Origin of the sequence: Evansella tamaricis, from assembly GCF_019042215.1 — a bacterium.
GTDB classification, from domain to species: domain Bacteria; phylum Bacillota; class Bacilli; order Bacillales; family Salisediminibacteriaceae; genus Evansella; species Evansella tamaricis.
Map to the genome: position 1 here is coordinate 1 of NZ_JAHQCS010000090.1, position 12,223 is coordinate 12,223.

At 40.7% G+C, this 12,223-nt stretch carries 16 protein-coding genes; 13 read left to right on the forward strand and 3 right to left on the reverse strand.

The window, feature by feature from the left end:
* Positions 1–22: 22 nt before the first annotated feature.
* A complete protein-coding gene (locus KS419_RS25185) occupies positions 23–148 on the reverse strand; it encodes a hypothetical protein (protein ID WP_281419785.1) in 126 nt (41 codons plus the stop codon).
* Between the two features lie 352 nt (positions 149–500).
* On the opposite strand from KS419_RS25185, the gene deoR reads away from it, so the two are divergent.
* The 13 genes from deoR to KS419_RS09500 all read left to right on the forward strand — a co-directional run bounded on the left by deoR (position 501) and on the right by KS419_RS09500 (position 9,178).
* Positions 501–1,457 (forward strand): DNA-binding transcriptional repressor DeoR, encoded by a 957-nt coding sequence (deoR, locus tag KS419_RS09440; RefSeq protein WP_217066106.1) that lies wholly within the window; start codon positions 501–503, stop codon positions 1,455–1,457.
* An 11-nt stretch (positions 1,458–1,468) separates the two neighbouring features.
* A complete protein-coding gene (locus KS419_RS09445) occupies positions 1,469–2,137 on the forward strand; it encodes a phosphate propanoyltransferase (RefSeq protein WP_217066107.1) in 669 nt (222 codons plus the stop codon).
* The gene (locus KS419_RS09450) at positions 2,137–2,889 is read left to right on the forward strand and encodes a hypothetical protein (RefSeq protein ID WP_217066109.1); all 753 of its coding nucleotides are present in this window, start codon (positions 2,137–2,139) and stop codon (positions 2,887–2,889) included. Before KS419_RS09445 ends, KS419_RS09450 begins: the two co-directional genes overlap by 1 nt.
* A complete protein-coding gene (locus KS419_RS09455; RefSeq protein ID WP_217066111.1) occupies positions 2,886–3,188 on the forward strand; it encodes a EutN/CcmL family microcompartment protein in 303 nt (100 codons plus the stop codon). The genes KS419_RS09450 and KS419_RS09455 overlap by 4 nt, the downstream gene beginning before the upstream one ends.
* 6 nt (positions 3,189–3,194) lie before the next feature.
* A complete protein-coding gene (locus tag KS419_RS09460) occupies positions 3,195–4,631 on the forward strand; it encodes an aldehyde dehydrogenase family protein (RefSeq protein WP_217066113.1) in 1,437 nt (478 codons plus the stop codon).
* Between the two features lie 174 nt (positions 4,632–4,805).
* Positions 4,806–5,081, forward strand: coding sequence for a BMC domain-containing protein (locus KS419_RS09465; RefSeq protein ID WP_217066144.1), 276 nt, complete (start codon positions 4,806–4,808; stop codon positions 5,079–5,081).
* A gap of 14 nt (positions 5,082–5,095) precedes the next feature.
* Positions 5,096–5,941: a triose-phosphate isomerase gene (gene tpiA, locus KS419_RS09470; protein ID WP_217066115.1), complete on the forward strand. Its 846-nt coding sequence runs from the start codon at positions 5,096–5,098 to the stop codon at positions 5,939–5,941.
* 6 nt (positions 5,942–5,947) lie between these two features.
* Positions 5,948–6,403, forward strand: a complete 456-nt coding sequence (gene rpiB, locus KS419_RS09475; RefSeq protein ID WP_217066116.1) for a ribose 5-phosphate isomerase B — start codon at positions 5,948–5,950, stop codon at positions 6,401–6,403.
* A gap of 16 nt (positions 6,404–6,419) precedes the next feature.
* Positions 6,420–6,692 carry a EutN/CcmL family microcompartment protein gene (locus KS419_RS09480; protein ID WP_217066117.1) on the forward strand — a complete coding sequence of 91 codons (273 nt, stop codon included), beginning with the start codon at positions 6,420–6,422 and terminating at the stop codon, positions 6,690–6,692.
* Positions 6,693–6,722: 30 nt separating this feature from the next.
* Positions 6,723–6,998 (forward strand): BMC domain-containing protein, encoded by a 276-nt coding sequence (locus KS419_RS09485; protein WP_246593754.1) that lies wholly within the window; start codon positions 6,723–6,725, stop codon positions 6,996–6,998.
* Positions 6,995–7,267, forward strand: coding sequence for a EutN/CcmL family microcompartment protein (locus KS419_RS09490; protein WP_217066118.1), 273 nt, complete (start codon positions 6,995–6,997; stop codon positions 7,265–7,267). Before KS419_RS09485 ends, KS419_RS09490 begins: the two co-directional genes overlap by 4 nt.
* Before the next feature lie 201 nt (positions 7,268–7,468).
* Positions 7,469–8,116: a deoxyribose-phosphate aldolase gene (gene deoC / locus KS419_RS09495; RefSeq protein WP_246593756.1), complete on the forward strand. Its 648-nt coding sequence runs from the start codon at positions 7,469–7,471 to the stop codon at positions 8,114–8,116.
* 381 nt (positions 8,117–8,497) lie between these two features.
* Positions 8,498–9,178, forward strand: a complete 681-nt coding sequence (locus tag KS419_RS09500; protein ID WP_217066119.1) for a D-lyxose/D-mannose family sugar isomerase — start codon at positions 8,498–8,500, stop codon at positions 9,176–9,178.
* 201 nt (positions 9,179–9,379) lie between these two features.
* On the opposite strand, the gene KS419_RS09505 is transcribed toward KS419_RS09500, so the two are convergent.
* Together KS419_RS09505 and KS419_RS09510 are read right to left on the reverse strand one after the other, a co-directional pair.
* On the reverse strand, positions 9,380–10,579 hold the full coding sequence (locus tag KS419_RS09505; RefSeq protein WP_217066120.1) for a hypothetical protein: 1,200 nt from the start codon (positions 10,577–10,579) through the stop codon (positions 9,380–9,382).
* A 468-nt stretch (positions 10,580–11,047) separates the two neighbouring features.
* A complete protein-coding gene (locus tag KS419_RS09510) occupies positions 11,048–12,205 on the reverse strand; it encodes a hypothetical protein (protein ID WP_217066121.1) in 1,158 nt (385 codons plus the stop codon).
* Positions 12,206–12,223: the final 18 nt, after the last annotated feature.

The following is a 12,223-nucleotide window of genomic DNA, read 5'->3' on the forward strand; positions in this document are numbered from 1 at the left end:
GCAAGTTGTCCAGCTCCAGCGCCTACTCGCTACGGGGCACTTCGGAAGTGACAACCGAAGTCAAAGATCGGACTTCTAGTTGACATTCCTCCACTGCCCTACGCTCGTGTTCATAGGCGCTTGCGCTTTTCTTATTATCTGTTGTCATTCCTGTACTGACCTCCACTCGTAATCGTAGGCGATTCTGAATTCGTAAAAAAAGTAAGAATTTTCTTTTAAAAATTATTGATTTTTCAGAAAAATAAGTCCATAATAAAAGTTAACAAATGTTTATTCTAATTTAAACATAATTTCACAAGATGGAAACCGACATATCATACAACGTTACGTACATACCGAGCACCATTGAACATGAATTACCGACAAAGTATAAAACCACAAACGCAGTCATCTTAGGTGTTCCTGTATAAGTAAAATAAATGACAAGCATCCTAAATCACATCTATCCAATAAGCGTATATAACTAATCCGAAATTAATTAAAAGTGAGGTCTACATCTTATGTGTGCAGTTGAGTCAAAGCTTTCACGTTTAGTGAAAGCGGCCAAAATGTATTACCAGTTAGACTATAGTCAACAAAAAATCGCAAATGAACTTCAAATTTCAAGGCCTTCTGTTTCGAGATTATTACACGAGGCAAAAGAGCAGGGGATTGTGGAAATTCATATAAATGACCCGGCTTCAGGGGTGCAAAAGCTTGCGCAGCTCATAAAAAGCAGGTTTAAAGTAAAAGATTGTATCGTTGTTAATGTCCCTATGTTTGAAGATGCGGTAATAAAAGAATATTTGGGAAAGCAAGCTTCCACTTATTTACGGGATCTTGTCAAGGAGGGGGATATTATTGGAACAACATGGGGTACCACCCTTTATGAAATTGCCCGTCATATGCAGCCAAAGAATGTCCCTTATGTAAAAGTGGTTCAAATGAATGGGGGAATAAGCCATTCAGAGACAAATACATACGCTTCAGAGATAGTGAATTTTTTAGGGAAAGCGTTTGATACACCACCGCATTTTCTCCCGTTACCAGCTGTGGTGGACCACCTTGTAGTTAAGCAAGCTATCGTAGCTGACCGTCATATTAAACGGGTTTTGGATTTAGGGAAAGAAGCCAATATAGCTGTTTTTACTGTAGGAGACCCCCATGAAGAATCAACTATCATAAAGGCTGACTATTTTTCTGAAGATGATTTACAGATTTTACGTGAAAAAAGGGCAGTAGGGGATATCTGTTCCCGTTTTTTCGATATAGAAGGGAGGATCTGTAGCGAGGAAATAAATGCACGAACAATTGGGATTGAGCTTTTTGATCTGTCCAAAAAAGAGACAACCATCTTAGTAGCAGGCGGTCAGAAAAAGATAAGTGGAATACTAGGAGCGCTGAATGGAAACTATGCCAATGTTTTAATAACGGACCAGTTTACGGCAGAGGCTTTACTGGAAATGCAACCGATGTGAGGAGAATGTTTATGGATCAGCAAAAACTAATTCAGCTCATAACGGAAACTGTAAAGGAGACAATAGAACAATCTTCCGGGTCATTTCAGAGACTACATAAAACTGATATACCTATTGCTGTTTCCAATCGTCATGTTCACCTCTCTTCAGAAGACCTTGAATGGTTATTTGGGAGGAATTATGAGCTAACGAAGTTAAAAGAACTTTCCCAACCTGGTCAATTTGCTGCAAAAGAAACAGTAACAATTATTGGGCCTAAGGGAAAATTACCAAATGTAAGAATCTTAGGCCCGTCCCGGGGGAAAACACAGGTGGAAATATCATTAACTGATGGATTTATCATTGGCACACAACCACCAGTTAAACTATCCGGTGATATTAACGGAACCCCTGGAGTTATCATACAAGGTCCAAGGGGGCAGTTGAAAATTAAAGAAGGACTGATTTGTGCTGCTAGACATATTCATATGCATCCAACTGATGCGGACGCATTTGGTGTAACGAACGGGGACATAGTTAAAATCGGGGTGGATGGGAAGAGAAGTATTATTTTTGATAAGACATTAATCCGTGTATCCCCAAAATATCGTTTGGAAATGCATATTGATTTTGATGAGGCAAATGCAGCGAACCTTAAAAGTGGCACTATTGGGAAACTAATACGAACGGAGTTGAGCTAATGCGTGAAAAAATAAAGTCATTAGTTCAACAGGCACTGAAGGAAATGATAGCAGAGAAAAATGAAAATGATGCAAGTAGACCAGAGCTTTTGATTCTCTTATATTATCCAGATCGTAATAAAGAGATAGTTTGGGAGAATATAAGGACTTTATCACAAATATATCCCATAGCACTAATAGTTTCAAAGGATTGGGTTGATATCCCACAAGATATACTTCACACGAGGGCAGTCTTTTTGGATGAGAAAACCACAAATAACATTGAAGAGGAACTGCAACTTCTTACAGAGCAAATTGATTTTCTCTATTTACCGACCATTCGTTATGGACTGCTTTCAAAAGTAGCATTAACTATCGATGATGACATTCCTTCTTGGATCGCTATTCAAATGCAACTTGCGGGGAAAGAGGTGATTATTGCAATTGATACTATTCTTCCGAACAAAAACAATAGATTTTTACAAAAGGTATCCGTAGAAAAACGAATCCAATCCTATATAAGACAGCTTCAACAAGATGGTGTCTATCTCTATCCGAGGGCAAAAGTGGAACAAAAGATGTCTGGGATCATCTCCAGCTTTCAACGCAAACGTCCTCTTATTCTAGCAAAACATTTGGAGGCGCTTTCAGAAGACGGGGAGAAGGAAGTAGTACTACCAAGGAAGAGTTTGATCACTCCAATGGGGAGAGATGCTGCAAGGGAATTGGGAATCAAGATTAGACTTACTGACGAGAAGGGGGAAGAAAGATGATAATTGCAAGGGTTATTGGCAGTGTTGTTTCTACGTCCAAGGCTGAGAAACTACAAGGGAAAAAAATGTTGGTAGTTCAGCCGCTAGATATGGAGACAATTACCCCTGAAGGAAAACCCCTGGTCAGTATTGATACTGTAGGTTCAGGTTTTGGAGAAATTGTAATGGTAGTTGGAGGGAGTTCCGCAAGACAAACTGAAATTACGAAAAACACACCTGTGGATTCTGCCATTGTGGGAGTAATTGATCAGATTGAGATTGAAGGAAAACTAACGCTGAATCAGAACAAAGGAGGGTAAAAACAGGTGAATTTATCGGAACAGGAAATAAAAACATTGGTTGAAAAAGTAGTAGAGAATTTTACGAAGGAAACGCCTGGAGGGACGACAATTCCCTCACCGCCAGAAGAGGCAGGTGTTCCTTTAGGGGACGGTGTATTCTCCACCGTGGATGAGGCAGTCCAAGCTGCGAATGTGGCAGAAAAGAAAATGGCTGAAACATCCTTAATGATTAGAAAAAAAATGGTTGAGTATATGAGGGCAACGAGTTTGAAACATGCAGAAGAACTGGCAAAACTCGCTGTGGAGGAGACAGGGTTAGGTCGAGTGGAAGATAAGGTCGGAAAAAACACATTGGCTGCGGAAAAAACGCCTGGAGTGGAGGATCTTGTGAGCACGACCTATACCGGGGATGATGGACTAACATTAGTGGAATCCGCACCAATTGGTATTATTGGTTCGATTACTCCCACCACCAATCCGGCTGCCACCATCATTAATAACAGTATTTCCATGGTTGCTGCAGGAAATGTGGTCGTTTATAATCCACATCCAAAGGCAAAAAAGGTATCGTTACTAGCGATGCAACTGCTAAACCGGTCAATTGTGGAAGCTGGTGGACCGGAAAATGTTCTTACTGCCGTTGCAAATCCTAGTCTCGAGACGAGTACAGAAGTCATGAATCATCCTAATATCCGCGCTCTAGTCGTAACTGGTGGTGGTGAAGTTGTAAGGGCAGCCATGAGCGTAGGAAAGAAAGTGATAGCTGCAGGTCCTGGGAATCCTCCTTGTGTGGTGGATGAAACAGCAGATATTGAAAAGGCTGGTAAAGATATCGTTTTCGGTGCAAGTTTTGATAACAACGTGTTATGTACAGCTGAAAAAGAAGTGTTTGTAGTAGAAAAAGTAGCCAATGCTTTGAAAACCTCCATGAGCAAAAATAATGCACTGGAGCTCAAGGGATTTCAATTAGAGAAAGTGCTGAAAGTGGTTTTAATAGAAAAAAAGGGCCGCTTTTATCCAAATCGTGATTTTATTGGTAAAGATGCAAGTGTCATTTTGGAGGCAGCAGGTCTGAAAGGGGATCCTTCTATAAGACTATTATTTGCAGAAACAAAGGTTGACCATCCTCTTGTGAAAACGGAGATGCTCATGCCGATTATTCCAGTAGTCAAAGTACCTGATGTGGATAAGGCAATCGACTATGCCATTGAGGCAGAAAAGGGGAATCGGCACACAGCAGTAATGCACTCCCAAAATGTGACCAATTTAACGAAGATGGCACAGCGGATTCAAGCAACTATTTTTGTGAAAAACGGGCCGTCCGTATCCGGTCTGGGATATCAAAGTGAAGGATTTACTACGTTAACAATTGCAGGTCCCACTGGAGAAGGGCTTACTTCTGCCCGAACGTTCACCCGCCAACGTCGTTGTGTACTGGTGGATGGATTAAGAATTATTTAAAAGGGGTGATTATTCTTGGCCGACGAACAAAAAAACTCATCTGAGGAAACACCTGCTAGCAGGGCTAACGAAGAAAATTTGGAAAAGGCACAACCGAAAGAAACGCAAAAACGAAAAGCGACATCCACTCGAAAAAACACGAAATCAAATGGAAAAGAAAAGGGAGGAACGAACATGGTAAAGGAAGCATTAGGAATGATTGAAACAAAAGGACTAGTTGGGGCAATTGAAGCAGCAGACGCAATGGTGAAAGCGGCTAACGTACATCTTGTGGGAAGGGAATTAGTTGGTGGAGGTATTGTGACTGTGATGGTTCGAGGTGATGTTGGGGCAGTAAAGGCTGCTACAGAAGCAGGATCAGAAGCGGCGCAGCGTGTTGGGGAATTAATTGGTGTCCACGTTATTCCAAGACCAAACAGTGAAGTAGAAAATATCTTACCTAAGTCATAATAGGTTGTGGTCTTATGGAATATTCTAGATCCATCCAAATGTATATTTCACAATTAGTGGAAGAAACGGTTAGAGAAGTGTTGGGAAACCAAAGTAATTCTGGTGAGACCTCAGGAAGACAGAAATTGATTGTAGCCAATTGGAAAATGAATATGTCGTTACAGACGATAACCAGTTTTGTGGAAAAATTAACATTGGCTCATGTCAGAAGCGATGTGGTAATTTGTCCTTCCTTCCCATATCTTTTTCCACTATCAGAATTGATTCAGAAGTTTAACTGTGACGTAGAGTTAGGTGCCCAGGATCTTCATTGGAACGAGAGTGGGGCATATACTGGTGAAGTTTCTGCCAAGATGCTTTTGGAGGCAGACTGTCACTATGTGCTTATTGGTCATTCGGAACGGAGGGATTCCGGCGAAACGGATGAGATGATTAGTAAAAAGGTGAAACAAGCTATTTCCAGTGGGCTAAAACCTATCCTCTGTGTTGGGGAATCTCAAGGACAACGGCAAATAGGGAAGACAGCAGAAGTGATTAGAAAACAGGTTCTTCTGGCTTTGGAAGGGATTGAAGACATTTCCAGTTTGGTAATTGCCTATGAACCGGTTTGGGCTATTGGAACAGGACTTTCTGCAACCCCAGAACAAGCTCAATCGGTTCATCAACTGATCAGAAAGACTATTGACGTGCAATATGGAAGTATATCTGAATCCATTCCACTTTTATATGGGGGGTCTGTGAAACCGGAAAATGCATCAGGACTATCTGCGATGACGGATATTGACGGTGCCCTTGTGGGAGGAGCAAGCTTGGATGCTGAATCCTTTGCAGCAATTATCCGAGGGTTTGAGAGGGGTTGATAGGTCGTGAAAAAAGTTGCGATTGGGAGCGATCACGGTGGCTTCGATTTAAAAGAGCAAGTGAAAAAAGAGCTAACGAAACTTGGATATGAATACGTGGATTTTGGCTGTCACAGCGGAGAATCAGTGGATTATCCTGATGTTGCCTTCCTTGTGGGGGAATGTGTTGCCACCAATGAAAATTATCTTGGAATCATCATAGATGGTGTGGGAATAGGGAGCGGAATGACTGCTAATAAAATTCCTGGTGTCCGCTGTGCTGTATGCTGGGATATGACTTCCGTTATAAACAGCAAGGATCATAATAATGCCAATGTTCTTAGTATTGGCGGACAGGTACTTGGCCCAGGTTTAGCTGTTCAAATGGTGAAAAAATGGCTAGAAACTGATTTTTCCGGGGGCAGGCATGATCGTCGGGTAACGAAGATCATGGAAATTGAAAGCCGCTTTATTAAACGATGAGGAAAGGTCAACGGATATGTATATAGGAAAAGTTGTTGGAAGTGTAGTCTGTACCCATAAAGATGAGAGTTTACTAGGGTTAAAACTATTAGTGGTTCAGCCCTTAAAGGATGACCTCACGTCCAAGGGTAAGAAGATCATTGCAATTGATACCATTAAGCAGGCGGGAATGGGTGACATTGTTTATTTGGCAAAAAGTAATGAATCAGGACTTCCGCTGAAAAAAGATTTAGTTGCAGCGGATGCTGGGATTATGGGTATCGTCGATGACTATTATATAAAAAAATAAATCAAAGGTAATCCAATAGGAGGAATAAACATGAGCAGTGCATTAGGTATGATCGAAACGAAAGGTTTAGTAGGGGCAGTGGAAGCGGCAGATGCAATGATGAAGGCAGCGAATGTATCACTAGTTGGGAAAGTTCAAGTTGGTGGCGGTTTAGTAACCGTTTTAGTCCGAGGTGATGTAGGAGCAGTGAAAGCTGCAACAGAAGCAGGGGCAGATGCTGCTGGTCGAGTTGGAGAGTTTCTTTCCTCACATGTAATCCCAAGACCTCATCAAGAAGTTGAGAAAATTTTACCTGCACAAAAATGAAACTTGCAAAAGTCATAGGGAATGTTGTTGCCACCGTTAAAACACCTAGTCATCAGAATACAAAACTGATGGTCGTAGAACCTGTTGATGGGGATGGGAAGTCCATAGGGGATTCTTTTATTGCCGTTGACGGTGCTCAAGCTGGAATCGGAGATGTCGTTTTAATTGTGGAGGAAGGTGGCTCTGCCAGACAGATCATGGGAAATCCAGAAGGGGCTGTGGATTCCATTATTGTTGGGATTGTAGATGAAGTCAATGGAAGTCTATAGCTTATCAAAACAGAATATTCAACGGAGGTGATTCAGGTGAGTGTAAATATGGAACAGCTCGTAGAACAAATTACGACTCAAGTCATGCAGAAAATCTCTAATACCACCGAAGAAAAAGGTGGTGGGGAAAAATCAAATGTAGTCCAAGGGGTTTCTAGTCCTTATCAGTCAGCTTTAGTAACTGGGGCACAGATTGCGAGAATGATCGATCATACATTATTAAAGCCTGACAGTACAAAGGATCAAATTATTACTCTATGTAAAGATGCCATAGAATACAATTTTGCCACAGTTTGTGTGAATCCATTTTGGGTTTCATTAGCAGCGAAGGAGTTGGCAGGATCCAATGTTGGGATAACAACGGTAGTTGGTTTTCCCCTGGGGTCCACGAGTACGTTTACAAAAATTTCGGAATCTCGGGATGCATTAGCGGCAGGAGCCACCGAAATCGATATGGTTATAAATGTTGGTGCATTAAAATCAGGTGACTATGAGGTTGTAAAAAAGGATATAGAAGGTGTTGTATTAGCTGTAAACGGTCAAGCGGTGGTCAAGGTCATCATTGAAACGGGTTATTTGACAGAAGAGGAAAAGAAAAAAGCTTGCATGCTGGCAAAAATGGCCGGTGCTGATTTCGTGAAAACCTCCACTGGATTCGGACCTGGCTGTGCTACTCCGGAAGATATTAAACTCATGAGGGAAGCGGTAGGACCAGACCTAGGTGTGAAAGCATCTGCCTGTGTAAGAGATTTAGACACAGCAAGGAAAATGATAGCGGCAGGTGCCACAAGAATTGGGGCCAGTTCTGGAAAAGAGATTGTGAAGGGAAAAACGGGGTCCGGATATTAATAAATATAATCCATTCGGACACTATCGGGGCGAAATAGATCCCGCAAAAAAGCAAGGCTGTGTAAATGAAGGCGGTTGTCCAAAAAGATGTTGTACCTTTTCTAAGCTGGTTGCAAATGATGCAACCGGCTTTTTAGGTAAGTGAATTAATAAGTTTTGGCACCATCGGGTAGCCACAGGACTTGGCGTTTGCCCGATGGTCGGATCCACTTCTTCGAAAAATACATATAGGTGTTGTGCACTTTTAGAAAAGATTTGAATGAATCAAATTCATAACGGATTCAAAAGAGGTATACTATCTATATAATGTAATGTTGCTTAAGGTTGGCCAGGTAGATATACTATTAATTGCATAAATGCATGTATTAAGGAGCTGGAATGATGAAGCGTTCAGAGATAAATAATCTAATGCGAGATGCGATTGAATTTATTGAAAAGATGAATTTCAAACTGCCTCCTTTTGCCTACTGGAATGCAAAAGAGTGGGAAACAAAAGGTAGAGACTATGATGAAATAAGAGATAATTACCTCGGGTGGGATATTACGGATTTTGGCAGTGGTGATTTCAAGAAAAAGGGTCTCCTTTTATTTACAATCCGTAACGGGAATTTAAACAATGACAACTATATTAAATCGTATGCAGAAAAATTGTTAATTGTAGAAGAAGAACAAATTACTCCACTTCATTTTCATTGGAATAAAATGGAAGATATTATTAATCGTGGTGGGGGAAATCTATGTGTCCAGCTTTATAACTCAACAGAAGAGGAAGGACTTGCAGATACGCCTGTACAAGTTTCAGTTGATGGCCGTATTTTAACAGTTCCTGCTGGAGGTGTCGTTACTTTAACTCCTGGTGAAAGTATAACGTTACCTGTCGGTATGTATCATAAGTTTTGGGGAGAAAAGGGGACAGGGAAAGTTCTGGTAGGAGAAGTTTCGATGGTAAATGATGATTTTACGGATAACAAGTTCTATGAAGAAGTGGGAAGATTTGCTGAGATAGAAGAAGATGAAGAACCATTATACTTATTAGGAAATGAATATAGAGCTGGGAAATAAGTGGAAATGATTATTGGTTGTCTTTTGTTTTTCCCTTACGGTACTAAAACAAGATTGAACTGGTTGTGTGTTTAGTGTTTGCTAGAAGTCATGTTGCTTTATTTAAAAGGGGAGGGGGAACGGATAGAGTAATCTATTCGTATACCCCTCCCCCTCTTTCATTATTCTAGAGAAATACGTCTATGTTTTTCCAAAGAATCTTTAATAAATCGGAATGAATCGTTCTACTATGTCGTATTCGAATTTGTCGGTGCAGTTGTTCATGATCAGGTTGATACTGTCGCCGATAAATTCGAAAGTGATACCGCAGCTTCCGTTGGAATATTGTCCTTTGTCATTGATGATGGAGGCGGTTCCGTTTAAGTTGTCTTCGTCGTACCCGTTCCAGCCGCCCCCGTCTTCGTCGTCGATCCAGTAGGAATGGAAGTGCATCAAGTGGAAATCAAATTTGTCCCCTTGGAAGTTACTTAGTGTTAACATGGTGCCCGCGTGGTTTCCGGACATTTCACTGCGATAGTCACCGGACCAGAAGGAGAAGTCATTATTTGTTTCTGCAACTGGTTCAGGTGGTGCTGCATGACGGGCGGCATAGAAAGCTTCATAAGCTTCAAAAGTACTTTTTTGATAGGTACTTTCGTATCCATAGAGTGTGACGGAGATCGTATCGTTTGAATGGATGACTACGTCTAACATCAATTCTGGATCCACTTGGTAAAGGTAGTTATCAATTAGGTGAAGCTGAATGGCTGTGTCGTTCATTTCGTGGAGGACAAAGGAATAAATGGAGTCCTCTTCACCATTATGAAAATGGACTTCCCCTTCCTTGTCTCCAGTAAGCTGGAAACTTAAATAATCACTTTCCTCATCTTCGAGCCAGTAGCCATCTAGATCTTCAAGACTAAAGAGTGGTGGTTGTTCCTCGAAGTAATTTGTGAAGGCTTCTTCATTTGACTGGGAAAAAACGGTGGCGTTTGTGCCATTCAGGACCATCAGGGATGATTCGTTTAGAAATTCAAAGGTAATGGTTTCTGATCCGTTCCACGGGGCATTTTCGTTTCCAGTCATTTCATTGATCAGGAAAGCGGTCGCCCGGGTACTATTGATAGTTTCCTCCATTTTAAAGGTATAGGCACTGTTATCTGTTTCGGTCGTTAAGACCATTTCCCCAACCTCTTCCCCTTTGAAGGTGATATGAAGAAAGGTGGTTCCATCTGCACCGTCTTCATGGAGCCAGTATCCGGATAATTGTTCGGTGGGGAAGTTGTCCGTTAGTTCCTCTGACGAACCGGTGGCATCATCCGCTTCTGCTTCTGAATTTGAAGAGCAGGCAGATATGATAAGCATGGTGAAAAATAAGGTTGTGATGATTGCTAGATAATGGATAGTTTTTTTGATAGTCATAATAGTTCCTTTCTTACTGGTTTTTTAAGTTTTAGTTGTGTTCTTGTGGTTTTTGTTGTGTCATGACCTGGTTCCTTGCTGGTCAGTGTCGAGAATAACATGTAAATGATGAAAGATGAGTTCACTAATTTCATTATCTTATGAAAAAAACTAGTAGTCTATTAGAAAATGAAGGGTATAGAAAAATGAATGGAATTGGACTAGATGGAGGGGATGTTTCAAACAGCAAGTAGAAAGTTTTTAGTTATCAAATAGAACAGGGAAAAAAATTCTTAAGTTTGCGAATAGAACAGGAAGGAAATTCTTAAGTTGGCGAATCAAACAGGAAGGAAAATCAGGTTGGATCATGGAGGGAAGTAGTAATTAAATTGAAGACTGGTCATGAAGCATGTAAGCGGTGACCAGTCTTGGCATAAACGTAAATATGGACGTTAATAATAACATGTTTTCAGGTGGTGTGGGGGTGGCTCACCCTACTTGGTGTTTTTGTGTAAGCTCCTTTGTTTGTTCCTTCTCAGAGGCTTTATGCTCATCCCAGATAAACACACAACCCGATCTGGGCAGTACCCATTTGCTCAATTCTATTTTCACAATGTTGTTCGGTAAGTAATTAATCGCTTCGCTGTCATCGAAGAATGGGATCGGTACGATGCGGGCATTTTTATCCGCATGAGTGAACAATATATCCACATGTTGAGTAGGTTCCGAAACGATGGCGATGAATTTTTTAATGGTTTTTAGCTGTGGCATTCGGAATTTATACTTGAATTTATACTCTTTATCTGGTGTAGCCTCAATGGTATGGTCGAAATGAAATTGAAGATAAAATCCGTTTGCTGCGTTTTCCACTTCGAAATCGAGAGGCTGATCGTTCAGTTCGAATTTGAAATTTAAGGCTTCATTAATAAAGTTCTTTAGTTGTTCGTTCGTGAGCTGTTGAAGAATATGTTTTTCTTTTTCTCCAATAAACAGGTTTTCCCTAAAGAACACTCCTTCTCCCTTAAAAAGTTCTTCTAAATCACTTTCCCAATAAGAAAACCCTGCAGTGATCCTTCGCTTCCTGAGCTGAAACACGTTCATGTTCCGAAAAAAAGATAAATCCTCTTCGACCCAGTAATAATCGTCACTAGTAAACGTAAGGTCGTTAATTTGTTTGAAGTGAAGATCGTCTTCTACAGAATAACAAATGTGATATTTAAAGTTCCTGCGAAAGTTATATTTGTTTTCTAAATAAGGTGCGATTAAAGTAGTATAAAGCATTTTCCCTTCTTCTTCCCCAAGGAGAGATTCAGTGGATGTTTTGATAAATGATTTTCTGGAATCTGTGGAGAATCGCTCCAGAATATCTTTATTCAACATAAATGCCTTCGAGATACTATCGGAAATTTCAATTTTTTGGTGAGACTTCGTGACATAATCATAGATTAAGTTGAACAAGACGAGTGGGATCATGACACTAATGAGGGAAGTGATGATATTGATATAAAGACTCTCCCATGTGACTGTCCCAAATACGACATTAAGTAAGACTACAAGAAGTAATAATAGTATAAGAACGAAGAAAAATAGCAGGGTAATATTTTTAAAGGATTTGTTTGATTCTGTTTTTACATCGAACCCCTTCAAGTGAATACCTCCAATCCA

Bases quoted from the DNA above. Each gene is read 5' to 3' on its own strand.
- KS419_RS09480 (WP_217066117.1), top strand. From the start codon at position 6,420: ATGTATATAGGAAAAGTTGTTGGAAGTGTAGTCTGTACCCATAAAGAT.
- KS419_RS09485 (WP_246593754.1), top strand. From the start codon at position 6,723: ATGAGCAGTGCATTAGGTATGATCGAAACGAAAGGTTTAGTAGGGGCA.
- tpiA (WP_217066115.1), top strand. From the start codon at position 5,096: ATGGAATATTCTAGATCCATCCAAATGTATATTTCACAATTAGTGGAA.
- KS419_RS09455 (WP_217066111.1), top strand. From the start codon at position 2,886: ATGATAATTGCAAGGGTTATTGGCAGTGTTGTTTCTACGTCCAAGGCT.
- KS419_RS25185 (WP_281419785.1), bottom strand. From the start codon at position 148: ATGACAACAGATAATAAGAAAAGCGCAAGCGCCTATGAACACGAGCGT.
- KS419_RS09500 (WP_217066119.1), top strand. From the start codon at position 8,498: ATGAAGCGTTCAGAGATAAATAATCTAATGCGAGATGCGATTGAATTT.
- KS419_RS09490 (WP_217066118.1), top strand. From the start codon at position 6,995: ATGAAACTTGCAAAAGTCATAGGGAATGTTGTTGCCACCGTTAAAACA.
- KS419_RS09450 (WP_217066109.1), top strand. From the start codon at position 2,137: ATGCGTGAAAAAATAAAGTCATTAGTTCAACAGGCACTGAAGGAAATG.
- KS419_RS09505 (WP_217066120.1), bottom strand. From the start codon at position 10,579: ATGACTATCAAAAAAACTATCCATTATCTAGCAATCATCACAACCTTA.
- KS419_RS09445 (WP_217066107.1), top strand. From the start codon at position 1,469: ATGGATCAGCAAAAACTAATTCAGCTCATAACGGAAACTGTAAAGGAG.
- KS419_RS09465 (WP_217066144.1), top strand. From the start codon at position 4,806: ATGGTAAAGGAAGCATTAGGAATGATTGAAACAAAAGGACTAGTTGGG.
- deoC (WP_246593756.1), top strand. From the start codon at position 7,469: ATGATCGATCATACATTATTAAAGCCTGACAGTACAAAGGATCAAATT.
- deoR (WP_217066106.1), top strand. From the start codon at position 501: ATGTGTGCAGTTGAGTCAAAGCTTTCACGTTTAGTGAAAGCGGCCAAA.